The following is a 23,051-nucleotide window of genomic DNA, read 5'->3' as shown; positions in this document are numbered from 1 at the left end:
GCGCTAATCCGACCTACCTTCATCATGGCAGCAGTCGCGTAGGTCGGATTAGCGCTAGCGCGTAATCCGACAACATTCTTGGCCGCGCCGCCGTCACCGCAGCAGCGGTTGAATCGCCGCGATGGTGCGTGGCGTGGCGCCCCGGTGCTGGTTGGCAAAGGCCAGCGCCTTTTGACCCATCGACGATAAACGCGCGGTATCCTGCAGCAAGGCAGATGCCTGCGCCATCAGCGCATCGGCATCCGCCACCAGCGCGGCGCCGCCGGCGGCAATCGCCTGCTCGGTGACCAGCGCGAAATTGAAGGTGTGCGGGCCGATCAGCACGGGCTTGCCCAGGGCCGCCGGCTCGATCAGGTTTTGTCCGCCCAGCGGCAGCAGGCTGCCGCCGACGAATGCGCAATCGCAGGCCGCGTAGTACGCAAACATCTCGCCCATCGAGTCGCCCAGCAGCACCTGCGTGCCCGCCCCCACCACATCGTCCTGCGCCAGGCCGGACCTGCGCTGCACGGCCAGGCCGTGCGCCGCGATCAATTTTTCCACCTCGTCGAAGCGCTGCGGATGACGCGGCACGATCAGCAGCAGCGCATGCGCCGGCAAGCTGGCGCGGATATACGCATCGAGGATCAGCTGCTCTTCGCCTTCGCGCGTGCTGGCGCACAGCAGCACGGGGCGCGCACCGATGGCGCCGCGCAGCCAAGCCCCCGTCGCCAGGGCCGCCCCGGGCACGACGACGTCGAACTTGATGCTGCCCGTGACCACCACGTCCTGCACGCCCAGCTGGCGCACGCGATCGGCGTCGTCCTGCGTCTGCGCCGCCACCAGGGTGATGCCGTGCGCCGCATCTGCAATCAGCTTGCCCAGACGCTGCGCCTTGCCCAGCGAACGCTGCGACAAGCGCGCGTTGGCCAGCACCACGGGCACTTTGTAGCGAGTGCATTGGTGGATCAGATTCGGCCACACTTCCGTCTCCATCAGGATGCAGATGCGCGGGGCGAAATGGCGGATGAAACGGGCCGGCATGGCGCCCGTGTCGTAGGGCAGATAGCTTTGCACGAGGCGCGCGCCGTGTTTGGCGAACAGCGCCTTGCCCGTCGCGCGCCCCGTCGGCGTCATGTGCGTGAGGACGATGCGGCACCTGGGCCAGGCGGCCAGCAGCGCATCGATCAGCGGCTCGGCAGCGCGCGTCTCGCCGACGGAGACGGCGTGCAGCCAGATGGTGTCTGTAGCCGTTGTCGGCTGGCGGCCGTAAAAGCCCAGGCGCTCGCCCCAGTGCTGGCGGTAGCCGGGTTCCTGGCGTCCGCGCAGCCACAGCCGCGCCAGCACCAGGGGCAAGGCCAGCCACCAGGCAAGGGTATAAAGAAGTCGCATGGTTGTTTGATGTTGAAGTCAGGCGGTTGAAGTCAGGCGGGAGGATGTTCGGTCAGCAGGCGTTGTGCTGCGGCCAGCACTTCCGGCACGCCGGGCGGCGCACCCTTGTCGCCCAGGTTGATGATGTTCGGCGACCAGTTGCCTTCCGTTTTCCACAGCGGAGAATCAGCATAGATTTCCACCGTCGGGCGCACGAAGGCGGCCGCGATATGAGTCAGGCCCGTGTCGACGCCGATCACCAGCGCCGCGTGGCGCGCCAGCAGGGTGGCGTCGTCCATCGACAGCTTGGGCAGCACGCGCGCGTTCGGCAGACCGGCCGCCAGTTGTTCGGCTTCCGCCTTTTCCCTGGGCGAACCCCAGGGCAGCAAAATCGGCATCGGTGCCAAGGCACGGCCCAGGGCGATCCAGTTTTCCGGCGCCCATTTCTTGGCGTCGCGCGCCGTACCGTGGAAATACACGCAGTAGGGAGCTTCGCCCATCCAGTCCGGGCGCGGCTCGTTGCGCGAGACTTCCGGCAAGCCGAAATCGGCCGGCGTGTCGACCGTGTAGCCGAGTGCGGCGGCAGCGACCAGGCGGCCGCGCGCTACCGCATGCGTGCGCGGGTCGAGCGGAATGCTTTTGGTGTGGAACAGGCGCGAGATGCCTTCGTAGCCGGAGCCTTCGCTGCCGTTGGCCAGGCCGACCTTCTGTCCGCCCGGCGCCAGGCGCGCGGCGCCCATGATGATGCCCGTCTTGAGCAAGCCCTGGGTATCGAACACATAATCGTAGCGCGTCTGGCGCAGGCTGCGAAAGAAGGCGGCGATTTCCGCACGCGTCTCTTTCTTGCCCAGGCTCTTGCGCCAGCGCCGCAGCGCGAACGGGAAAATGGTATTGACACGCGCGTTCAGGCGCACCAGGCTGGTGTAGCCCTCTTCAACCACCCAGTCGATGGTCGCATTCGGGAAATGGCGGGCGATGTCTGCCACCATCGGCAGGTTATGCAGCACGTCGCCCAGCGAGGACACGCGCACCAGCAGGATTTTCAAGGGCGCCTGTGCGCCAGGTTGAGCGGCCATGCTGTCAGAACGGCAGCACGGCGTCAGGCTTGGCGGCCAGGATCACGCTCTTGAACTGTCCCTGGATGCGCGCCAGAGCTGCCGGCGTTTCCGCTTCGAAGCGCATGACGATCACTGGCGTGGTGTTCGACGAGCGGGCCAGGCCGAAGCCGTCCGCGTATTCCACGCGCAAGCCGTCGATGGTGATGATCTGTTCATTGCCGGGGAAGACGGCGTCGCGGCGCAGCACGTCCATCAGCGCGACGTTCTCGCCCTCCTTCAGTTCCAGGTGCAGTTCCGGCGTGCTGTCGGACTGCGGCAGGGAATTCAGCAAAGCCGACGGATCCGCTTCGCGCGTGAGGATTTCCAGCAGGCGCGCGGCCGAATACAGGCCGTCGTCGAAACCGTACCAGCGGTCCTTGAAGAAGATATGGCCGCTCATTTCGCCGCCCAGCGGCGCACCCGTCTCGCGCAGCTTGGCTTTCACCAGCGAGTGGCCCGTCTTGTACATCAGCGGCACGCCGCCATGCTTGCTGATCCACGGCGCCAGGTGGCGCGTGCATTTCACGTCGTACAGGATCTGCGCGCCCGGATGGCGCGTCAGCACGTCGGCGGCGAACAGCATCATCTGGCGGTCAGGGTAGATGATCTGGCCATCCTTGGTGACCACGCCCAGGCGGTCGCCGTCGCCGTCGAAGGCGATGCCGATTTCGGCATCCGTCTCGGCCAGGCAGCGGATCAGGTCTTGCAGGTTTTCCGGATGCGCCGGATCCGGATGGTGGTTCGGGAAGTTGCCATCGACTTCGCAGAATAGTTCGATGACTTCGCAGCCCATGCCGCGGAACAGGTCGCCCGCGAATGCGCCGGCCACGCCATTGCCGCAGTCGACGGCGATCTTGATCGGGCGCGCCAGCTTGACGTCGCCCAGGATGCGCGCCAGGTAGGCCGTGCGGATATCGTGCGTGGCATAGGAGCCCGGCTTGGCACTGGCGCTGCCGTCGTGCGCGACGATGCTGTGGTACAGCGCCTGGATCGCTTCGCCGTGGATCGCTTCACCGGCCAGCACCATCTTGAAGCCGTTGTAGTCGGGCGGATTGTGGCTGCCCGTGACCATGATGCCGGAGCGCGTGTCGAGCACATTCGTGCCGAAGTAGACCATCGGCGTGGCCACCACGCCCAGGTCGATCACGTCGACGCCCGCCGCTTGCAAGCCCTGCGCCAGCGCCGCCGTCAATTCCGGTCCCGACAGACGGCCATCGCGGCCGATCACGACCCGCTGCTCGCCCTTGGCCAGGGCGGCCTGGCCAAATGCCTGACCGATCTTGTGGGCCACGCCGGCATCGAGGGTTTTAGCGATGATGCCGCGAATATCGTAGGCCTTGAAGATCGTTCTGGACAATGGGAGCATGGTGTGGCCGGTATAAGTAGGGTCAATAAGGTGCCTGGCAAGGTGCAGCGCGCGGCTGGCGGCTTGCCACTACGCCAAGAGTATACCGAATTATACGCGCAGCAGATCGATCGACTTGCCCGATTCCACCCACTGCCTGACCCACAGCGGCTGACGGCCACGGCCTGTCCATTGCTCGGTCGCATTCTCAGGATGGCGGTAACGCACCGCGACTTTGCCCGTGCGCGGGTGCAAGCCATCGAGTATCAGCTGTTTCAGCGGAATGCCGGCTTGCTGCGCGATGGCCATGATCTGTTCGCGCGCCTTGTTCAAGTCTTCGCGCTCGCGGCTGTTCAACTCCTGCTTGACATTATCTTCCAGTTTGCGCAATTCCAGCATCGTCATCGTAGACAGATCCATTGGTACATCCTTTATATTCATTTAAATAATAAAATCACGTGGAATATACTACATTGCATAAATATCTGTGCACCAACGCATAATCCATCATCAATTGAATCACGGCCCTCGATTTATTTGGCGGGCCAACATTAAGATTAAATGAAGAATATACCGGAAGCCCGCATGAAAAATGAATAACCATGAATTAAATGGCATTCCCGCGTGCCTGAACGGCATGCCAGCGGATTATTATTCCTATACGGCAGCGTGATACGGCAGCGTGACATACCGCTGAATCAAATTCCCATGCGGCATAATCGGCGCCCGCGTTTTTCTTCCCGCCGGCCATGCGCGCAATCGCGCACCTGCCAGAAATGCCCCAACGCCAAAGGGCGGGCATGCTTATAATGCAGGCGCGTAGTTCACTTCACCCCGGCACATATGAAAACTTACTTTATCGGCGATCTGCAAGGCTGTCATGCACAAACCGTCGAATTGATCGAACGGATCCAGGCGGCAGCGGGCGGTCCGTACCGCCTGCTGTTCGCGGGCGACTTGATCAATCGCGGCCCGGCCTCGCTGGCCACCCTGCGCCACGTGCACGCCCTGGCGCAGCAAGGCCTGGCCGACAGCGTCCTGGGCAACCATGACTTGCACTTGCTGGCCGTGGCCAACGGCATCCGGCCCGAGCATGCGTCCGACACCCTCGCCGACATCCTCGATGCACCCGACCGCGAGGAGTTGATCGACTGGCTGCGCCAGCGGCCACTGGCACTGGAACACGATGGCCATGTGCTCGTGCATGCAGGCTTGCTGCCGCAATGGAGCGCGGCCCAGGCCCTGTCCCTGAGCGAGGAGGTGTCCGCCATGCTGCGCAGCGACGATTGGGTGGCGTTCCTGCGCACCATGTACGGCAACGAGCCGGCCGCCTGGCGCGACGACCTGCAGGGCGCCGACCGGCTGCGCTGCATCGTCAACGCCATGACGCGGCTGCGCTTTTGCACGCCGGACGGTGTAATGGATTTCAAGATGAAGGAAAGCGGCAGCCCGCCGCCAGGCTCCGGCCTGCTGCCCTGGTTCGACGTGCCGGGCCGGCGCAGCGCCGGCGACACCATCGTCTTCGGCCACTGGTCGGCGCTGGGACTGCTACTAAGGCCGCACCTGATCGGACTCGATAGCGGCTGCGTGTGGGGCGGGAAACTGTCGGCCGTGTGCCTGGAGGACCGCTCGCTGCTGCAAGTCGACTGCCCCGCGTTCCAGCAGCATAGCGGCAAGCAGTAATCACCAAGCTTGGCGCGCATATGCTTAGTCGAAATCGGTCGTTGGCCTTGCCGCGTCTGGCCCGTATGATGGCGCTTTTGCCTTTGCGATCCCATGCATCCTGATACCGACAGACTGGCGCGCTGGCTGCTCGGCAGCCTGGAACTCGACACCGCCGTCCTGCATGTGGGCCAGTACTGCGGCCGCTGGCGCGCTTCCACGGCGGGGCGGGAACTGGGCAGCTTTCACCTGGTGCTCGATGGCCATTGCTACTTGCACCTCGACGGCGCGGCGCCCATTGCGCTCGGCCCGCGCGACGGCGTCTTCCTGCTGCGCGACTTGCCGCACTTCCTCAGTCCCCACAGCGATCCGCTGCAGGCGGTGAGCGCGCAAGCGATGCTGCCGCTGCAAACGCCCACGCAGCAGCCGGCGACGGCGCTGGCCTGCGGCTTCTTTCAATTTCGCGGCGCCCTCTCCGCGCTGATCGTCGACTCGTTCCCGCCGTATCTGCTGATACGCGGCGACGCGCCCGCCTTCAGCGCCGCCGCCGCGCTGTTCGACCTGATCCTCGCCGAAGCAGGCGGCGATCCGGAGCAACCGTCGCCGCTCATCGCGCGCCTGGTCGAGCTGCTGTTCTTTTACCTGATCCGCCATGTGGCGCAGGGCGAGCAGGTGGCGGCCGGCCTGCTGTCGCTGCTGCACCAGCCCGCATTTTCGCCATTGCTCGAACGCATGCTCGACGCCCCTGCCGACGACTGGTCGATCGAGAACATGGCCAAGGCAGCGTGCATGTCGCGCGCCAGCTTCTGCAAGCATTTCGCCAGCGCCAGCGGCCACTCGCCGGCCCAGTTCCTGCTCCTGCTGCGCATGAAGATCGCCGCGCGGCGTCTGCACGACGGCGTCTCCGTCGAACGCGCCGCCGAACTGGTGGGCTACCGCTCGCACGCCGCCTTTACGCGCGCCTTCAAGCGGGTCACGGGCGAGCAGCCGGGCGCCTACCGGCGCGACCAGCGATTGCGCCAGCTGGCCAGCTAAGAGCCTGCCGGAATCAAGGATCACACAATCGCAGACGAACGAGCACAAAAGGACGACGCTGACGTCTGTTGCGTGCACGGCATGGCCGATATAATGACCGGGTGACTTACTAACTTAGCAAGGTACCCCATGTCCCGTCTGACGCTGCACACTCTCGATACCGCCCCGGCCGACAGCCGCCCCTTCGTGGAAAAGGCCATCGCCAACAATGGCTTCCTGCCCAATCTGATCGGCGTGCTGGCCAATGCCCCGCTGGCACTGGAAACCTATCTGACCGTCTCCGGCATCAATGCGCGCGCCAGCCTGACCCTGATGGAGCGCGAAGTGGTGCAGATCACGGCCGCGCGCATCCATGGCTGCGATTTCTGCATCGCCGGCCATAGCGCCATCTCGCTGAAAAAAGCGGGCCAGACACCGGACACGGTGCGCGCCCTGCAGCACGGCCAGCCGACGGGCGATACGAAGCTCGACGCCGTCGCCGCCTTCGCCACGGCCGTCATCGCCACGCGCGGCGCCGTCAGCGACGCCGAATATCAAGCCTTCCTGGCCGCCGGCTACAACGAACAGCAGGCGCTCGAAGTCGTGCTGGGCATCAGCCTGGCCACCCTGTGCAATTTCTCCAACAGCCTGGCCGGCACGCCCGTCAATCCGCAATTGACGCCCTACCTGCCTGGCGCCGTCTGACATGGCGAACCTCACTCACTGGCTGCACATGCATGCCGACCAGCTCGACCAATCGCCGGAGCTGGCTGAAACCGTATTGCCGGCATTGGCCGGCGACAAGCTGCTGGCCATCGGCGTACCGCAGGAACACGGCGGCGCGGGCGGCGACGTGCGCGACGCCATCGACGCCATCGCCAAGGTGGCCGGGCAATCGGTGACGGCAGCCTTTGTCTTCTGGGGCCAGCGCTGCTTTATCGAATTCCTGCTGCAAAGCGAGAACCGCGCACTGGCCGAGCGCCGTTTGCCCGGCCTGCTGGCCGGCACGCAGGCAGGCGCCAGCGGTCTGTCGAACGCGATGAAATTCTTGTCCGGCATCGAGCAGCTGCAAATCACGGGCGCGCGCCACGATGACGGCTTGCTCGTCAACGGCGGCCTGGCCTGGGTGACCAACTTGCGCAAGGCCGGCTTTGTCGCGGCAGCCGCCGTGGCGCCCGACGACGGCGCGCCGCCCGTCATCGTCGCCTTCGACAGCGGCACGGCGGGCGTCAAGCGCAGCGATGACCTGGACCTGATTGCCCTGCGCGGCAGCAATACGGCTTCCGTCAAGCTGGCGCAGGTGCACATCCCCGCCGCGGACATCATCAGCGACAACGCGCCGGCCTGGCTGCCGCAGGTGCGCCCATCGTTCCTCGGCATGCAGTGCGGCCTGTCGATCGGCCTGGCGCGCGCCAGCCTGGCAAAGGCGGCGCAAATCTCGGCCGGCTCGCGCAACCAGCTCACGCCACGCATCGAAGCGCTGCAAGCGACACTGGAAAGCGCCGTCGCCACCTTGCTGGCCGGCGTGCACGACGGCCGCTTCAAGACGCAGGCGCCGGCCATGTTCCGCCTGCGCATACAGCTGGCCGACGTGCTGCAGCAGGCGCTGATGCTGGAGCTGCAAGCCATGGGCGGGCGCGCCTACCTGAACGCCGAACAGCAGGGCTTTGCCCGCCGCTGGCGCGAATCGTCGTTCATCCCCATCGTCACCCCCAGCCTGACGCAGTTGCAATCGGCCTTGCAGCTGTTCGACAGCCAGCAGGCGGCAGCGGGAGCCCCGGCATGAGCGTTGCTGATTGGGCCTTGCAGGCGCAGGACCTGAGCTTTTCCTATGCGGGCAGCACGCCCGTGTTCCAGCACGTCTCGCTGGGTGTGCGCAAGCGCGAGATCGTCTGCCTGCTGGGCGGCAGCGGCTGCGGCAAATCGAGCCTGCTGCGCGTGCTGGCCGGCCTGCAGCCGCCATCGACGGGCGCCATTCAATTCCTCGATGCGCCCATGCGCGAACCGGACCCGCGCAGCGCCCTCGTGTTCCAGCAGGCGAGCCTTTTGCCCTGGCTGAACGTCACGGGCAACGCGGGCTTCGGCCTGGACTTCAAGCACCAGCCGCAGCTCACGCGCGCAGCGCACGAGGCGCGCGTGGCGCAAGCCATCGAAGCCGTCGGTTTAAAGGGGCGCGAAAAACTGTATCCGTCCGCGCTGTCGGGCGGCATGGCGCAGCGCGTGGCGCTGGCCCGCGCGCTGGCGCGCGAACCGGAACTGCTGTTCGCCGACGAACCGTTTTCCGCCCTCGACGCCATCACCCGCGCCGAGATGCAGTCGCTGCTGGTCGACGTGGTGCACCGCTGGCACACGGCCGTGCTGCTGGTCACGCACGACATCGACGAAGCCATCCTCGTCGCCGACCGCATCCTGCTCATGGGCGGCAAGCCGGGCAACATCGTGCGCGAATGGCCCGTCGCCATCGACCAGCCGCGCATCGGCCACAGCGCCGACGTGATCGCCCTCAAGATGGACATCCTCGACGCCCTGCAGGCGCTGCAACAGCAAGATCAGGCCCACGCCGCCCACTAATGCACTTTACTGGAACCTTCATGTCCCTCCCACACGATAACAAACCCCTGCATATCTGCGCCTCCTCCGATTGCGACTGCGGCCTGACGCGGCGCGACTTCCTGCGCATGTCGGCCCTGGCCACGGCCAGCGTCGCCTCGCCCCTGCTGTTCGCAGGCGACGCCATGGCCCAGCAAGGCCCGAAAGGCGATGACCAGCCCGTAAAAATCGGCTACCTGCCGATCACCGACGCCACCCCGCTGCTCGTGGCCCACGCCCGCAAGCTGTTCGAAGCGGAAGGCTTGCAGGCGGAAACGCCGCGCCTGTTCCGCAGCTGGGCGCAGATCATCGAAGCGTTCGTCGCCGGCCAGGTCAACGTCATCCACCTGCTGTCGCCGGCCACCCTGTGGGTGCGCTACGGCGCCAAGTTCCCCGCGAAAGTCGTCGCCTGGAACCACGTCAACGGCTCCGCGCTGACGGTGGCCAACGAGATCAACAAGGTCTCCGACCTGGGCGGACGCACGGTCGCCATCCCATTCTGGTACTCGATCCACAACATCCTGCTGCAGCAGATCCTGTCCTCGAATGGCCTGACGCCGGTCACGCGCGCGCGCAACGCGGCCATCAAGCCGAATGAAGTCAATCTGATCGTGCTGGCGCCGGCCGAAATGGTCTCGGCCCTGGCCAGCAAGTCGATTGCCGGCTACATCGTGGCCGAGCCGTTCAACGCGGCGGCGGAAAACGCCGGCATCGGCAAGATCCTGCGCTTCTCGGGCGACGTGTGGAAAAACCATGCGTGCTGCGTCACCTTCCTGTCCGAGCGCGACATCAACACGCGCCCAGAATGGGCGCAAAAGGTCACCAACGCCATCGTCAAGGCGCAGTTGTGGACGCGTTCGAACCAGGTCGATACGGCCAAGCTGCTGTCGAACGTGGGCGAGCACCGCTACACGCCCCATCCGCTGCAGGTGCTGACGAAGGTGCTGGCCACCACCGATTACGCCGCCTATGAAAAGCAGGGCCTGATCGTGCACAAGAACTGGCAGCAGCGCCGCATCGACTTCCAGCCGTATCCATTCGCCTCGTACACGGAAGAACTGGTGCGCGCCATCGGCCGCACCAAGGTCGAGGGCGATACGCGCTTCCTGGCCAACCTCGATCCGAAGTTCGCCGCGCGCGACCTGGTCGATGACCGTTTCGTGCGCAAGGCCATCACGGCAGTCGGCGGCCCGGCCGCCTTCGGCTTGCCGGCCAACCTGCTGCGCAGCGAAACCGTGGCGGTCTGACGATGGCAAGCAAGTTGTTCACGAAGTTCGGCCTGCCCCTGGTGGGGCTGGCCTGTGCCTTGCTGTTGTGGTCCGTGGGCGTGACGGCGCTGGAGAAATCCACGCCGATCGCCACCGCCTTCGCGCCCTTGCCCACAGCGCTGGCGTTCAGGGAAATGCTCGGTGGTCCGGATATCTGGCTGCACGTGGTATTGAGTCTGCAAAGGGTGGCCGTGGGCCTGGGGCTGGCGATCGTCATCGGCGTGCCGCTGGGCGTGCTGGTGGCCATGTCGAAGAGCTTTTCCGGCGCGGCCATGCCGCTGTTCCAGCTGCTGCGCATGATTTCGCCGCTGTCATGGATGCCGATCGCCGTGATGGTGCTCGGCGTCGGCGACGCGCCCGTATACTTCCTGCTGGCGTTTGCGGCCGTCTGGCCGATTTTGCTCAATACGGCGGCCGGCGTGGCGCGGCTCGACCCGAACTGGCTGCTGCTGGCGCGCAGCCTGTCGGCCACGCGCAGCGAGATCGTCTTCAAGGTGATTTTGCCGGGCATCACGGCCGATATCCTGACGGGCGTGCGGCTGGCCATCGGCATCATCTGGATCGTGCTGGTGCCTGCGGAAATGCTGGGCGTATCGGCCGGCCTCGGCTACTTCATCCTCGACACGCGCGACCGCCTCGCGTATTCGGAGCTGATGGCCGCCATCGTGCTGATCGGGATGTTAGGTTTCATCCTCGACTACCTGGCCCGCGCCGCGCATGCGCGCTGGCTGCACGTCAAAAACTAGGCCGCCTTTTCCAGCGGCAGCGCAGCGGCCACGGCCGCCTGCGTTGCCGCCGCCAGGTCGCGCCGATGCGCGTCCTGCGTCGCCACTGGCGCCAGGCAGGTCAGGCGCGCCGTGATCGGCGGGCCGCTCAGGATCGCCACCATGCTTTGCGCAAAGCTCATGTCGCCGATGAAGTCGACGGCGTGGTGCAGCGCCCCCTTGTCATCCACATACACGAGCGCGAACGGCTGCACCGGCACTTGCGCGTCGATGGCCGCCTCGAACAGGTTGGCGTGAAACGGCAGGATCTGCCCTTGCGCGGCGGTCGTGCCTTCGGGGAAGAACGCGATGCGCTCGCCCGCCGTCAATTTGTCCACCAGGCCCTGGAAGATCAGGCGCAGGTCGCGCTTGCTGCCGCGCGAAATGAAGATGGTGCCGGCGCGTCCCGCCAGCCAGCCCAGGATCGGCCAGGCACGGATTTCCGCCTTGGCGACGAAACGGCAGGGGTGGACGGCATTGATGACGAAGATGTCGAGCCACGAGACGTGGTTCGCCACCACCATCGCATGGTCAAGGGCCGGCACGCTGTCTGCCGGCTGCGCCACATGCACGCCGCAGATGTCGAGCAGCTGCGTCGACCAGCGGCGGATACGCCGGTTGCGCCCTTCCAGGTCCAGCCAGGGAAAAAGCACGGCGCTCTTGGCCATGCCGCAGCTCAGGTGAATGGCGATGCGCGCGAGGCGGTAGGTAAGCAGAAGTTTCAAATGACACCAAGGTTGGAAGCAAAGCCATGCAGCCGCGTAGGTCGGCTTGGCAGCGCCCGCGAGGCGCTGCGTAAGCCGACAGGAGCCGCCATGGACTTGTCGGATTACGCGTACCGCTAATCCGACCTACGGCTCCGATACAAAAAATTAGCGCTGAAACGCCACGCGTCCGGCAACGATGGTCGCCTTGACGATGCCGCTCAGCTCATAGCCGAGGAAAGGCGTGTGCTTGCCCTGGCTGGCCAGCGACGCCGACGACACGGTCCAGCGCGCGGCGGGATCGAAGACGCAGATGTCGGCCGCTTCGCCCACGGCCAGGCTGCCGGCCGGGATGCCGGCGACACGCGCCGCATCGGACGTGACCTTGGCCACGGCGCGCGCCAGCGGACGCTCGCCCGCTTGCGGCTGGCCCAGCGCGTAGTCGTCGGCCCATTTCAGGGCCAGCGACAGCAGCAGTTCCAGGCCCGTGGCGCCGGGCGACGCTTCGCCGAACGGCAGCAGTTTTTCATCGTCATCGACGGGCGTGTGGTCCGAGCACATGGCGTCGACCGTGCCGTCGAGCAGGCCGGCGCGGATCGCATCGCGGTCGCGCTGGCTGCGGAACGGCGGCGTGACGCGCGCGTTCGGATCGAAGAAACCGATGTCGGCATCCGTCAGGTGCACATGGTGCACGCCCACGTCGCAGGTGACGGGCAAGCCTTCGGCCTTGGCGGCGCGGATCAGTTCCAGGCCCGCCGCCGACGAGATGCGGCACAGGTGCACGCGCGCGCGGCTGGCGCGCATCAATTCGAAAATCGTGTGCAGGGCGATGGTTTCGGACATCACGGGCACGCCGGACAAGCCAAGGCGCGACGCCAGCGGGCCGCTGTGGGCGATGCCGCCACGGCCGATGTGCGGGTCTTGCGGACGCAGCCAGACCGTGTAGCCAAAGGTGTTCGCATACTGCATGGCGCGCAGCAGCACGGTGGTGTCCTCGATCGGCTCTTCCGCCTGCGCGAAGCCGATGCAGCCCGCTTCCGTCAATTCCGCCATTTCCGTCAGCGACTTGCCCTTCAAGCCCATGGTCAGCGCGCCCAGCGGGTGCACGTGGGCCTTGTTTTGCGTCTTGGCGCGGTATTTCAGCATTTCCACCAGGCCCGGCTCATCGAGCACGGGGTCGGTGTCGGGCGGGCAGACCAGGCTCGTGACGCCGCCCTGCAGGGCAGCCTGCAGTTCCGATTCCAGGGTCGCCTTGTATTCGTAGCCCGGCTCGCGCAGGCGCGCGGACAGGTCGACCAGGCCGGGGGAAACCACCAGGCCGGCCGCGTCAAAGGTGGTGTCGGCCTTGAAGCCGGCCGGGGCGCTGCCCACGGCCAGCACTTTGCCGTCGGCGATAAACAGGTCTTGCAAGCCATCGATGCCGTTGGCAGGGTCGATCAGGTGGCCGTTCTTGATATGTAGTGTCGTCATGCTCGCTTACTCGTCCTTGGGCTATCAGCCCTGATTACCAGCCAAAATACTCATTACCGCCATGCGCACGGCGATACCGAAGGTCACCTGCGGCAGGATCACTGCCTGCGGACCGTCGGCCACGGCCGAATCGATTTCCACGCCGCGGTTCATCGGCCCCGGATGCATGACGATGGCGTCCGGCTTCGCCAGCGCCAGGCGTTCGGGCGTGAGGCCATAGCTCTTGAAGTATTCCTGCGCCGACGGCAGCAGCGCGCCGCTCATGCGCTCATTCTGCAGGCGCAGCATGATGATCACGTCCACGCCCTTGAGGCCTTCATCCATGTTGGTGAAGGTGCGCACGCCCATCTGTTCCAGGCCGCCCGGCAGCAGGGTATGCGGGCCGATGGCGCGCACTTCCGGCACGCCCAGGGTGGTCAGCGCATGGATGTCGGAACGGGCCACGCGGCTGTGCAAAATGTCGCCCACGATGGCCACCGTCAGGTTCGTGAAATCCTTCTTGTAATGGCGGATCGTGTACATGTCGAGCAAGCCCTGGGTCGGGTGCGCGTGGCGTCCGTCGCCCGCGTTGACCACATGGACGTGCGGCTGCTTGGTGTCGATCAGGTGCTTGGCGATCAGGTAGGGCGCGCCCGACTGCGCGTGGCGCACGACGAACATGTCGGCATGCATGGCCGACAGGTTGTCGATGGTGTCGAGCAGCGACTCGCCCTTGCTGGCCGACGAGGCCTGGATGTTCAGGTTGATGACGTCGGCCGACAGGCGCTTCGAGGCGATTTCGAAGGTGGTGCGGGTACGCGTGGAGTTTTCAAAGAACAGGTTGAAAACGCTCTTGCCGCGCATCAGCGGCACCTTTTTCACGTCGCGGTCGGAAATGCCGACGAACGAGGAAGCGGTGTCGAGGATGTGGTTGACGATAGACTTCGGCAAGCCTTCGATCGTCAGCAGATGTTGCAGTTCGCCGTGTTTATTCAGTTGCGGATTAAGCATGGTTGTTATCTATGGTGAGCGTGAATTTTCCATCGTCGGCTTGCTTCAGGACCAGGGCCTGGCCCGGCGGCACGGCAGTGAAGGCGGCCACGAAATCGGCGGCCACCGGCAGCTGGCGTTCGCCGCGGTCGACCAGGGCGGCCAGCATGATCTTGGCCGGGCGGCCATAGTCGAACAATTCGTTGATGGCCGCGCGCGTGGTGCGGCCCGTGTACAGCACGTCGTCGACCAGCAGGATGGTGGCGCCGGCCACGTCGAAGCTGATTTGCGTCGGCTTGACGTCCGCATGCAAGCCCTTCTGGGCAAAGTCGTCGCGGTAGAAGGACACGTCGAGCACGCCCAGGCGGTCGAGCAGATTCAGATCGCGCGCCAGGCGTTCAGCCAGCCAGGCGCCGCCCGAATGGATGCCGACGATGGCCACGTTGGGGATGCCCGCCAGGCCGCTTCGCACCTGCTGCAGCAAATCTGCATACAGGGCCTCGGCGTCGAGTTGGGAAGGATTCGCAGGATGCGGCATAGAGTTCTTAATCATTCAGGGAGGGAGTCTAGGGTCAGATTAATAATTCGCGTCGAAATACTGTTGCAGGATGATGGCGGCGGCGCGGTCATCGATGACTTCGCCGCGCTTGGCGGCGATCACGGCCGAGGAATAGCGCTCGTCGACCAGTTCCACGGGCAGGTTGAAGCGGCCATGCACCTGGTTGGCGAAACGGCGGCAGCGCGCGCTCATCTCGTGTTCCGTGCCATCGGGGTGGCTGGGCAAGCCCACCACGATGCGGCTGGCGCCCCACTCCCTGATCAGGCTATCGATGGCGGCGAACTTCGGCTCGTTCGCCGTGGCCGTGATCACGCTGAGCGGCTTGGCCTGGCAAATCATGCTATTGCCGATGGCCACGCCAATGCGTTTCAAGCCGAAATCGAAGGCAAGGATGGTGTCGATGGCGTTACCGCTCATGCGTGGCCAGCCTCGCTCGCCAGCATGAGGGGATCGATACCGAGCAATTTGATGGCCGCCACGTAGCGCTGTTCGATGGGGAAATCGAACAGAATATCGGCCGAGGCGCCTACCGTCAGCCAGCCGTTGCGGCCGATCTCGTCTTCCAGCTGGCCCGGGCTCCAGCCCGAGTAGCCGATCGAGACGAGCATGCGCTCGGGGCCATCGCCCTTGGCGACGGCTTCGAGCACGTCGATCGAGGTGGTAAACGCCACTTCATCGGTCACCGTCAGCGACGAGGAATAGCGCGCGCCCGGCGTGTGCAGCACGAAGCCGCGGTCATCCTGCACGGGGCCGCCGAACATGATCGGCTCGTTGATGATGGGCGTGTCGCTGCCAGCCTCGAGTTTCAGGTCGATGCGGTCGAACAGCACTTCCATGGTCATGTCGGTGGGTTTGTTGATGACGACGCCCAGCACGCCGTTTTCATTGTGTTCACACACGTACACGACCGTGCCGCCGAAGATCGGATCTTGCATGGCCGGCATCGCAATCAGGAAATGGTTCGCCAGATTCAGGGTGGAGGAACCGGTCGCGGCCGGCTCTCCCACACCCTGCATCAGACGATGTCCTGGTAGAGTCTGGTCGATTTTACTCTTTTTCATACGCGATGCTCTCTCTGTGGGCTTGCTGGCAAGTCTCGCTTACCCCGCTATCGTACGCCCGGCGCAAGCGGCCGCACATTTTGGGCGGCGCGCACCGTGGTGCCAGGCGTTATTCTTGTTATGTTATAAATTAATGATCAATTCGCTATGCCTGCAGGCGCATTTCAATGCCAATTGTAAAATTGATTGCAAAATCGCTGTCGCACATAAAGTGCCGCGAACATACCTGCTAGTTTACACTGAATTGCCGCCGCAGCGACGCCGAAGGCGCGACGCGAGCGGCCATAAAGCCCTGTTGACGGCAAAAAATCGCCTATCTTTGACCTTAAACACGCGAAATAATGACAATTAAGACTTCCCTGGTGTGGTTCCGCCGCGATCTGCGCGCGTTTGACCATGCTGCACTGCATCACGCCCTGCGTCAAAGCCAGGCCGTGCATTGCGTCTTCGTATACGACACCGCCATCCTGGCAGCCCTGCCGCGCCGCGACCGGCGGATCGACTTCATCCATGCCAGCGTGGCCGAGCTGGCCGCCGAGCTGCGCCAGCTGGGCGGCGACCTGATCGTGCTGCACGCGGCCGCGGCCGAGGCGATTCCGCGCCTGGCCGCCGAATTGAACGCCGACGCCGTCTTTGCCAACCACGACTACGAACCGCAGGCGATCGCCCGCGACGCCACGGTGGCCGCCGCGCTCACGCACGACGCGCGCCTGTGGTTCAGCTTCAAGGACCAGGTCATCTTTGAAAAGGACGAGGTGCTGACGCTCTCGGCCAAACCCTACACCGTCTACACGCCGTATAAAAATGCCTGGCTGAAGAAAATGCGCGCCGAACCCGCCTGCCTGGCGCCATTCGCTATCGAGCCGCATGCGGCCAGCCTGGCGCCGCCCCGCGCCGGCACGCCGTCGCCCCTGCCCAGCTTGGGCGAATTGGGGTTCGAGGCCAGCAACCTGGCCGAACTGGCCATCCCCACCGGCATGTCGGGCGCCAGCGCGCTGTTCGAGGATTTTTTGCCGCGCGTGGCCCGCTATGACGTGGCGCGCGATTTTCCCGCCCTGAAGGGACCGTCCTACCTGTCCATGCATCTGCGCTTCGGCACCGTGTCGCTGCGCTATCTGGTGCGCACCGTGGTCGACCTGATGGACCGCGGCGGCGGCGGCGATGGGGCGCCCGTGTGGCTGGCCGAACTGATCTGGCGCGATTTCTACGCCATGATTTTGTACCAGAACCCGCACGTCGAAGGCGGCGCCTTTAAACCGGCCTACGACGCCATCGCCTGGGAAACCGGAGCCGAGGCCGATGCCGCCTTTGCCGCCTGGTGCGAGGGGCGCACCGGCTATCCTCTGGTCGACGCGGCCATGGCGCAGCTGAACCAGACGGGCTATATGCACAACCGCCTGCGCATGGTCACGGCCTGCTTTCTGATCAAGGATCTGGGCATCGACTGGCGCCGCGGCGAAGCGTATTTCGCGCTGCATCTGAACGATTTCGACCTGGCCTCGAACAACGGCGGCTGGCAATGGGCGTCGTCGTCCGGCTGCGATGCGCAGCCCTACTTCCGCATCTTCAACCCCATCACGCAATCGGAAAAATTCGACGCCGGCGGGCGCTTCATCCGCCGCTACCTGCCGCAGCTGAAGGCGCTGGGCGACAAGGAAATCCACGCGCCCTGGCTGGTGCCGCGCATGCTGCTCGAGCAAAAAAACATCGTGCTGGGACGCGACTATCCGGAACCCATCGTGCAGCACGACGAGGCGCGCAAGGAGACCCTGGAGCGCTATGCCGTAGTGAAGGTGGTGGGGTAAGCAGGTAATTGATTGGCATTGCGGTGATGTCGGGTTACGCGCTGCGCGCTAACCCGACCTACCCGACGTGCGCCATCGTGCAAGAGCGTAGGTCGGATTAGCGGGGCAAGGCCCCGCGTAATCCGACAACATCGTTGGCGCTTGTGACGGCATCGGGTTATGCCACGCCGTCGGCCAGCAAGCGTCCCACCTCGGCCAGCAATTCCTCTTCCTGAAAAGGCTTGCCGAAATACGCATTCACGCCCAGTTCGAATGCATGCGCGCGGTGCTTGTCGGCGCTGCGCGAGGTGATCATGATAACGGGGATGGCGCGCGTCTTGTCGTCGCTGCGCACATTGCGCGTCAAATCAAAACCGTCCATGCGCGGCATTTCCACGTCGACCAGCAGCAGCGCCGGCATGGCGGCCGGTTCCAGCGCATGCAACTGCTCCAGCGCATCGAGGCCATCCTTGGCCAGCAGCACCTGGTAGCCTTCGCGCTCGAACAGGCGCTGCATCACGCGGCGCACCGTCAGCGAATCGTCAACCACCATCACGCGCACGGCTGGCACGGCCAGCACGCTGGAAGCGGCGTGCTGCTCGCGGCTGGCCAGCGCATATTGCGACAGCAGTTCCGGATGGTGCTCGAGGTGCTGCGCCAGCGCCACCGGGTTGAGGATCAGCACGATGTCTCCCGTGCCCAGCACCGTGGCGCCGGCGATGCCCGGCATGCGCGCCAGTTGCGGCCCCACGTGCTTGACCACGACCTCGCGGTTGCCCACCACGTCATCGACCTGCAAGGCCAGCCTGTCATTGCCATTCCGGAGCAACAGCACCGGCGCATGGCGCTGCGTGGCCTGCTCCGCCGGCGTCTCGCCCAGCATGGCCGACAGGTGATGCAGCGCCAGCGACTGCCCGTGCGACTCGATGCGCCCGGCCGCCCGCACCTGCTCCAGCTGTTCGCCTTTCAGGTGCAGCACCTGCTCGACCAGCACCGACGGCAAGGCATACGTCTTGCCGTTCGCCGCCAGCAGCACCACCTGGGTGACGGCCAGGGTCAGCGGCAGGTGGATGGTGAAGCGCATGCCCAGGCCCGCCTGCGTCTGCGTTTCCACGCGCCCGCCCAGGGCCAGCGCTTCGGAGCGCACGATGTCCATGCCAAAACCGCGTCCTGCCAGTTCCGTCAGGCTGTCGGCGGTGGAAAATCCAGGCGTGAAAATCAGCTCGGCCGCCTGCGCGTCGCTCAAAGGCGCATCCGTCGGCACCAGGCCGGCGCCGTGCGCCTTGGCGCGGATGCGTTCCAGATCCAGCCCCGCACCGTCGTCGGAAAAAGCGATCGCCACTTCATTGCCCTGCTGGCTGACCTGCACCAGCAGCTCGCCCGTCTCGCTCTTGCCAGCAAGCAGGCGCGCATCGCGCGGCTCGACGCCGTGCACGATGGCGTTGCGCAGCAGGTGTTCGAAGGGCGCGGCCATGCGTTCGAGCACGCTGCGGTCGATTTCCACGCCGCCGCCGCGGATGTCGAGGTTGACGCGCTTGTCGACTTCCTTGGCGCTTTGCCGCGCCACGCGGAACAGGCGTTCGGCGATGCTGGCAAACGGCACCATGCGGATCTGCATCAGGTCGCGCTGCAGCTCGCGCGTCAGCCGCGCCTGCAGCACCAGGTCGTCCGTCACCGCATCGACGCTGTGGCTGAGGTTTTCATGGAACGAAGCCACGTCGTTGACGCTTTCGGCCATCATGCGCGTGAGTTCCTGCAGGCGCGTAAAGCGGTCGAATTCGAGCGGGTCGAATTCGCGCTCGCTGCCGACGGCCATGCGCGAAGCGATCTGCGATTCGGCCTGCATTTCCACTTCGCGCAACTGGCGCCGCAGGCGCGCCAGGTTGTCGGAAAATTCGGACAGCGAAGCGCCCAGCACGCCCACTTCATTTTCCATCTTTGAGCGCGTGATCGACACTTCGCCGGCCTGGTTCACCAGGCGGTCGAGGATATCGGCGCGCACGCGCACCAGCGCCGCCTTCGGTTCGGCCACCGGGGTGTCTTCCATGCCCGGCAAGGGCAGCAGCGGTTGCTGCAGCTGCTCGAACAGGTGCAGCGCATGGTCGTAATGGGCCAGCAATTCGTCGAAAGCTTGCGGCGTGGCGGTGCCCGCGTGCAGCATGTTTTCGATATGCGTCTCGATTTCATGCGCATGCTGGCCCAGACGCATGGCGCCGGCCATGCGCGCGCTGCCCTTGACGGTGTGCAGGGTGCGCAGCAGCATCTGCGCCTGGCCGCTGTCGTGCTGCTGCTGCTGCCAGCTGCGCAGCGCCTCGCCGATCTGCGGCAGCAGGTCGGCGCCCTCTTCCAGGAAGACGGACAATAAATCGAGGTCGAGTTCATCGCTGATGCCGGCGCTTGCCGCCAGCAGCGCGGCCGCATCGGTCGGCATGATGGCCGGTGCCGGCGCTTCCGGCGCCGCATGCTCCAATGGCGGTGCGTGTTCGAAACCGGCGTCGAACAGGTCGTCGCTGGCGCCGCTCTCCTGCGCCGGCGCCGGTGCCGGCACTTCGGCCAGCGGCTCGGCAGGCTGCGCCGGCGTACCGACGATGCTGGCGTAAGCGTCCGCAAACAGGGCGTCGAGGCGGTCTTCCTTGCTTTCGCCAGGCGGCGCCGTCAAGGCGCGCCACAGAGTGTTGAGTGCTTCGATCATGTCCGGCTGCGTTGGCGCCAGGTCGCCCAGCGCGAACGCCTGCAGCATTTGCCCGATGCGATGCGTGGCCTGCTCCAGCACGTCGTGCTGTTCGGCGCGCAGGCCGGCCAGTGGCGGCACCACCGTTTCGATCACCGTTTCCAGCGCGTGCGCCAGGTCGCGCAGGGACTGGAAGCCCACCGTGCCGGACGTCCCCGCCAGCGTATGCACGGCTTGCAGCGCCTCCGCGCTGACGGCGCGCGGTTCATGGCGCCACTCGCCGAAATCGCGCGTGAGCACGCGCAGCAATTCATCCGTCTCGGCCAGGTAGATGTTGTACAAAGGCAGGCTGATGCGCAGTTCGCCCACGTGCTTGAGGTGATCGTCCGGCGCTTCGTGGAGCGCGGGCGCCGTGGCCAAAGGAAGTCCGATCACATTGCCATTGCCGGCCAACGGCGCGGCCGGGCGCGGCTTGCGCAGTTCGAACGGTCCCCCTTCGCGCACGCGCTCGGCCGCCGCCAGCAGCATGCCGGCCTCGCGCTCGCGCCCCGCGCCGCCTTCCAGTTCGGCCACCCATTCGCTGAGCTGGTACCAGCCGTAATTGAGCAAGGTAAACAAGTCGTCGCTGGCAGGACGCGCTTCGGCCAGCCAGGTATTCATGACGCGCTCGATGGCGCCCGCCGCTTCGGCAAACTGCGCCAGGCCGATCATGCGGCTGCTGCCTTTCAGGGTATGGAACGAGCGGCGCAGCATGGCCAGGTGGTCGCCGCTGGCGGCCAGCTCGCGCGGCAAGGCCAGGGTGGTGTCGATGAAGGCCAGCACTTCGCGCGCTTCGGCGATGAAAATGTCGAGCATCTCCGTGTCGACATCGGTCACGGCCGGTGCGGCATGCATGCCCGCGGGCGCGGCGGGCGCCAGCGCCTGGTCGAGCAAGGGCACGGGTACGGCGCCGGCGGCGGCGACTTTTTCAAATGGCAGCGCGCGGAAGGTGCCGGCGGCGGCATCGAAATGGAAACGCCCGCTGGCCGCCTGCGCGTTGCGGCCCAGCATATCAACAAAAAAACCCAGCGCGCTGACATTTTGCGCGATCTCGTCGAGCGCCTCGGCGTGCGCGTCCGCCCTGGTCGCAGCCTTGGCGTCGCCACCGGCCAGCTGCCGCACGGCCGCATCGACCTGCAGCACGGCGACGCGCGCGTCGTCCTGTCCCAGCCCGGCCAGCTGCCGCTGCAACTGCTCCAGCACGGGCGCGACGCCATCGAGTGGCCCCGCCGTCCCCGCACCCGCTGCATCCGCGTAGTAGGCGTTGAGCACCTTTTCCACCTGGCGCAGCCCCGTCTTCATGTCTTCGGCCAGCGCGGCCACGGTCTGGCCCTGCTCGATCTGGCGCGACAGCTCGCCCGCCGTGACGGGCGGCGGCGCTTCGCCAGCCAGCAGCGCCTGCAGGCGCGCGGCGATGGTTTCCGCATTGCCGGCGAAATCGTCGGGCAGGCGGCGCAGCTGCTCCAGTCCCGTGTCGGCAAACAGCAGCGCCATGCCGATTTCATTCTCCAGGGCCGCGCTGCGCCCGCTGGCCACGGCTTGCCGCGCCACGGCCGCGCATTCGCGCAGCAGGCTGGCCAGGGCGGGCTGCTTCAAGGTCTCCACATGTGCCGCCACCTGTTGCAGCGACGCTTCAAAATCCGGGCCCAAGGCAGGATCGAGGTCGGCTTGCGCCAGGCGGCTCCAGCTGGCGCGCGCCTGCGCCAGTGACGTACGCGCGCCTTGCAAGGCATCCTGGTCGACCTGGCCGTAGCGCCGCGTTTCCACGTCGGCGGGCAGCATGCCGTCCAGGGCGAAAGCGGCGCGCAGCTGGCGTGCCTCCGGCGTCGGCTCGGGCGCCGCGGCGATGAAGAACAGGGCGTCGCGCAGCATCGCTTCGGGCAGGCTGGCCGTGCCCTGCGCCAGACGGCGCAACTGCAGGTTGATCAGGCCGAACAGCTGCTTGACGTTGAGCGTGCCCATGCCCTCGCCGCTGGCCGCCAGCCCCGCGAACGCCTGCATGGCGAACCAGAAGGTGCGCGCCGGCGCTTCCTGCTGCGCGTCGGCCACCAGGGTCAAGGTGGCGTGCAGCTCGCCCGCGTGCTGGCGCCGCGCCCCATCATCCTGCGCCTTCAGGAAGGGCAGCAGGGACTTTTCAAAGCGCCCGCGCCAGGCAGGATAGTCCGCCACGGGCGGCGTGTCGGCCAGCGCGATGGCCTGCCCTTCCAGCATGGCGGACGGCGGAAAAAACAGGTCGGCCGGGTGGATGCGCTCGGTGCCCAGCAGGGTTTGCAGGTCTCGGTAGTAGGGGAACAAACGCGCCGGCTGCGGCGGCGCGCCGGCCACCAGGTCCTCCAGATATTCGGTCAGGGCCTGATACAGTGCGGCGATGATCTGCGCATGGTCCAGCGTGTATTCGAGGCTGCCGTCGCGAAAGCGCGCCAGCGCCTGTTCCGCGCCGTCCGTCAGCAGGCTGGCGCCGGCCACGTCCACCATCACCAGCGCGCCATGCGCCTGGTGCAGGTGCGAGCGCGCATGCTGCAGGGCCGTGGCGCGTTCCTCACGCTCGCGGCCGCCCGCCTCGAACAGGGCCGTTTTCGAGCGGCCCAACGCTTCGCGGATTTCCACCATCACCCAGGACAAAGGTTCGCTGTCGAACGGCTTGGACTGCTGTGGACTATCTGGTGTGCTCATGCATGCCTCGGTAAAGAAATCGCCCTGGCTTGGCG

Annotated in this window: 19 protein-coding genes; 8 read left to right on the top strand and 11 right to left on the bottom strand. The window is 65.8% G+C overall.

The features are described 5' to 3' along the window. Positions 1–93: 93 nt before the first annotated feature. The 4 genes from waaA to CSQ95_RS20145 all read right to left on the bottom strand — a co-directional run bounded on the left by waaA (position 94) and on the right by CSQ95_RS20145 (position 4,209). Positions 94–1,368: a lipid IV(A) 3-deoxy-D-manno-octulosonic acid transferase gene (gene waaA, locus CSQ95_RS20160; protein ID WP_099410786.1), complete on the bottom strand. Its 1,275-nt coding sequence runs from the start codon at positions 1,366–1,368 to the stop codon at positions 94–96. A 32-nt stretch (positions 1,369–1,400) separates the two neighbouring features. Then, positions 1,401–2,423 carry a lipopolysaccharide heptosyltransferase I gene (gene waaC / locus CSQ95_RS20155; RefSeq protein WP_070221024.1) on the bottom strand — a complete coding sequence of 341 codons (1,023 nt, stop codon included), beginning with the start codon at positions 2,421–2,423 and terminating at the stop codon, positions 1,401–1,403. A 4-nt stretch (positions 2,424–2,427) separates the two neighbouring features. After that, positions 2,428–3,810 (bottom strand): phosphomannomutase/phosphoglucomutase, encoded by a 1,383-nt coding sequence (locus CSQ95_RS20150; RefSeq protein WP_070310179.1) that lies wholly within the window; start codon positions 3,808–3,810, stop codon positions 2,428–2,430. A 90-nt stretch (positions 3,811–3,900) separates the two neighbouring features. After that, entirely contained in the window at positions 3,901–4,209 is a 309-nt protein-coding gene (locus CSQ95_RS20145; RefSeq protein ID WP_070221029.1) for an H-NS family nucleoid-associated regulatory protein, read from the bottom strand. Between the two features lie 423 nt (positions 4,210–4,632). On the opposite strand from CSQ95_RS20145, the gene CSQ95_RS20140 reads away from it, so the two are divergent. The 7 genes from CSQ95_RS20140 (at position 4,633) to CSQ95_RS20110 (ending at position 11,068) form a co-directional block, all read left to right on the top strand. Next, positions 4,633–5,472, top strand: a complete 840-nt coding sequence (locus CSQ95_RS20140; protein ID WP_099410785.1) for a symmetrical bis(5'-nucleosyl)-tetraphosphatase — start codon at positions 4,633–4,635, stop codon at positions 5,470–5,472. A 93-nt stretch (positions 5,473–5,565) separates the two neighbouring features. Continuing rightward, positions 5,566–6,486, top strand: coding sequence for an AraC family transcriptional regulator (locus CSQ95_RS20135; RefSeq protein WP_099410784.1), 921 nt, complete (start codon positions 5,566–5,568; stop codon positions 6,484–6,486). Positions 6,487–6,615: 129 nt separating this feature from the next. Next, the gene (locus CSQ95_RS20130; RefSeq protein ID WP_070222110.1) at positions 6,616–7,170 is read left to right on the top strand and encodes a carboxymuconolactone decarboxylase family protein; all 555 of its coding nucleotides are present in this window, start codon (positions 6,616–6,618) and stop codon (positions 7,168–7,170) included. A gap of 1 nt (position 7,171) precedes the next feature. Continuing rightward, positions 7,172–8,251, top strand: a complete 1,080-nt coding sequence (locus CSQ95_RS20125) for an acyl-CoA dehydrogenase family protein (protein ID WP_070290472.1) — start codon at positions 7,172–7,174, stop codon at positions 8,249–8,251. Continuing rightward, positions 8,248–9,036, top strand: coding sequence for an ABC transporter ATP-binding protein (locus CSQ95_RS20120; protein ID WP_070310174.1), 789 nt, complete (start codon positions 8,248–8,250; stop codon positions 9,034–9,036). Before CSQ95_RS20125 ends, CSQ95_RS20120 begins: the two co-directional genes overlap by 4 nt. 20 nt (positions 9,037–9,056) lie before the next feature. Continuing rightward, on the top strand, positions 9,057–10,301 hold the full coding sequence (locus CSQ95_RS20115; RefSeq protein ID WP_070290474.1) for an ABC transporter substrate-binding protein: 1,245 nt from the start codon (positions 9,057–9,059) through the stop codon (positions 10,299–10,301). Between the two features lie 2 nt (positions 10,302–10,303). Beyond that, positions 10,304–11,068, top strand: a complete 765-nt coding sequence (locus CSQ95_RS20110) for an ABC transporter permease (RefSeq protein WP_099410783.1) — start codon at positions 10,304–10,306, stop codon at positions 11,066–11,068. Here CSQ95_RS20110 and CSQ95_RS20105 read toward each other — a convergent pair. The 6 genes from CSQ95_RS20105 to CSQ95_RS20080 all read right to left on the bottom strand — a co-directional run bounded on the left by CSQ95_RS20105 (position 11,065) and on the right by CSQ95_RS20080 (position 15,804). Beyond that, positions 11,065–11,811, bottom strand: a complete 747-nt coding sequence (locus CSQ95_RS20105; protein ID WP_099410782.1) for a 1-acyl-sn-glycerol-3-phosphate acyltransferase — start codon at positions 11,809–11,811, stop codon at positions 11,065–11,067. The genes CSQ95_RS20110 and CSQ95_RS20105 overlap by 4 nt on opposite strands. Before the next feature lie 147 nt (positions 11,812–11,958). Further along, positions 11,959–13,260 (bottom strand): dihydroorotase, encoded by a 1,302-nt coding sequence (locus CSQ95_RS20100; RefSeq protein WP_099410781.1) that lies wholly within the window; start codon positions 13,258–13,260, stop codon positions 11,959–11,961. Between the two features lie 24 nt (positions 13,261–13,284). Further along, complete coding sequence (locus CSQ95_RS20095) at positions 13,285–14,250, bottom strand: aspartate carbamoyltransferase catalytic subunit (RefSeq protein ID WP_034746695.1); 966 nt, start codon at positions 14,248–14,250, stop codon at positions 13,285–13,287. After that, on the bottom strand, positions 14,243–14,767 hold the full coding sequence (gene pyrR / locus CSQ95_RS20090; protein ID WP_070222125.1) for a bifunctional pyr operon transcriptional regulator/uracil phosphoribosyltransferase PyrR: 525 nt from the start codon (positions 14,765–14,767) through the stop codon (positions 14,243–14,245). Before pyrR ends, CSQ95_RS20095 begins: the two co-directional genes overlap by 8 nt. Before the next feature lie 39 nt (positions 14,768–14,806). Further along, the gene (ruvX, locus tag CSQ95_RS20085) at positions 14,807–15,205 is read right to left on the bottom strand and encodes a Holliday junction resolvase RuvX (protein WP_257218116.1); all 399 of its coding nucleotides are present in this window, start codon (positions 15,203–15,205) and stop codon (positions 14,807–14,809) included. Further along, positions 15,202–15,804 (bottom strand): YqgE/AlgH family protein, encoded by a 603-nt coding sequence (locus CSQ95_RS20080; protein ID WP_070222127.1) that lies wholly within the window; start codon positions 15,802–15,804, stop codon positions 15,202–15,204. Before CSQ95_RS20080 ends, ruvX begins: the two co-directional genes overlap by 4 nt. Positions 15,805–16,190: 386 nt before the next feature. Between CSQ95_RS20080 and CSQ95_RS20075 the strand changes: the two genes are divergently transcribed. Continuing rightward, positions 16,191–17,654: a deoxyribodipyrimidine photo-lyase gene (locus tag CSQ95_RS20075; RefSeq protein ID WP_099410780.1), complete on the top strand. Its 1,464-nt coding sequence runs from the start codon at positions 16,191–16,193 to the stop codon at positions 17,652–17,654. A gap of 157 nt (positions 17,655–17,811) precedes the next feature. Here CSQ95_RS20075 and CSQ95_RS20070 read toward each other — a convergent pair whose 3' ends face one another. After that, on the bottom strand, positions 17,812–23,016 hold the full coding sequence (locus tag CSQ95_RS20070; protein ID WP_099410779.1) for an Hpt domain-containing protein: 5,205 nt from the start codon (positions 23,014–23,016) through the stop codon (positions 17,812–17,814). Positions 23,017–23,051 lie beyond the last annotated feature (35 nt).

The organism is Janthinobacterium sp. BJB304, assembly GCF_002735765.1.
GTDB lineage: Bacteria > Pseudomonadota > Gammaproteobacteria > Burkholderiales > Burkholderiaceae_D > Janthinobacterium.
The sequence above is the reverse complement of the archived record's forward strand: the minus strand, read 5'-3'. Positions and strand labels throughout refer to the sequence as shown.

What these genes read in the sequence shown, in the direction of transcription:
- waaA (WP_099410786.1), bottom strand. Translation starts at nt 1,368, where the DNA reads ATGCGACTTCTTTATACCCTTGCCTGGTGGCTGGCCTTGCCCCTGGTG.
- waaC (WP_070221024.1), bottom strand. Translation starts at nt 2,423, where the DNA reads ATGGCCGCTCAACCTGGCGCACAGGCGCCCTTGAAAATCCTGCTGGTG.
- CSQ95_RS20150 (WP_070310179.1), bottom strand. Translation starts at nt 3,810, where the DNA reads ATGCTCCCATTGTCCAGAACGATCTTCAAGGCCTACGATATTCGCGGC.
- CSQ95_RS20145 (WP_070221029.1), bottom strand. Translation starts at nt 4,209, where the DNA reads ATGGATCTGTCTACGATGACGATGCTGGAATTGCGCAAACTGGAAGAT.
- CSQ95_RS20140 (WP_099410785.1), top strand. Translation starts at nt 4,633, where the DNA reads ATGAAAACTTACTTTATCGGCGATCTGCAAGGCTGTCATGCACAAACC.
- CSQ95_RS20135 (WP_099410784.1), top strand. Translation starts at nt 5,566, where the DNA reads ATGCATCCTGATACCGACAGACTGGCGCGCTGGCTGCTCGGCAGCCTG.
- CSQ95_RS20130 (WP_070222110.1), top strand. Translation starts at nt 6,616, where the DNA reads ATGTCCCGTCTGACGCTGCACACTCTCGATACCGCCCCGGCCGACAGC.
- CSQ95_RS20125 (WP_070290472.1), top strand. Translation starts at nt 7,172, where the DNA reads ATGGCGAACCTCACTCACTGGCTGCACATGCATGCCGACCAGCTCGAC.
- CSQ95_RS20120 (WP_070310174.1), top strand. Translation starts at nt 8,248, where the DNA reads ATGAGCGTTGCTGATTGGGCCTTGCAGGCGCAGGACCTGAGCTTTTCC.
- CSQ95_RS20115 (WP_070290474.1), top strand. Translation starts at nt 9,057, where the DNA reads ATGTCCCTCCCACACGATAACAAACCCCTGCATATCTGCGCCTCCTCC.
- CSQ95_RS20110 (WP_099410783.1), top strand. Translation starts at nt 10,304, where the DNA reads ATGGCAAGCAAGTTGTTCACGAAGTTCGGCCTGCCCCTGGTGGGGCTG.
- CSQ95_RS20100 (WP_099410781.1), bottom strand. Translation starts at nt 13,260, where the DNA reads ATGACGACACTACATATCAAGAACGGCCACCTGATCGACCCTGCCAAC.
- CSQ95_RS20095 (WP_034746695.1), bottom strand. Translation starts at nt 14,250, where the DNA reads ATGCTTAATCCGCAACTGAATAAACACGGCGAACTGCAACATCTGCTG.
- pyrR (WP_070222125.1), bottom strand. Translation starts at nt 14,767, where the DNA reads ATGCCGCATCCTGCGAATCCTTCCCAACTCGACGCCGAGGCCCTGTAT.
- ruvX (WP_257218116.1), bottom strand. Translation starts at nt 15,205, where the DNA reads ATGAGCGGTAACGCCATCGACACCATCCTTGCCTTCGATTTCGGCTTG.
- CSQ95_RS20080 (WP_070222127.1), bottom strand. Translation starts at nt 15,804, where the DNA reads ATGCAGGGTGTGGGAGAGCCGGCCGCGACCGGTTCCTCCACCCTGAAT.
- CSQ95_RS20075 (WP_099410780.1), top strand. Translation starts at nt 16,191, where the DNA reads ATGACAATTAAGACTTCCCTGGTGTGGTTCCGCCGCGATCTGCGCGCG.
- CSQ95_RS20070 (WP_099410779.1), bottom strand. Translation starts at nt 23,016, where the DNA reads ATGAGCACACCAGATAGTCCACAGCAGTCCAAGCCGTTCGACAGCGAA.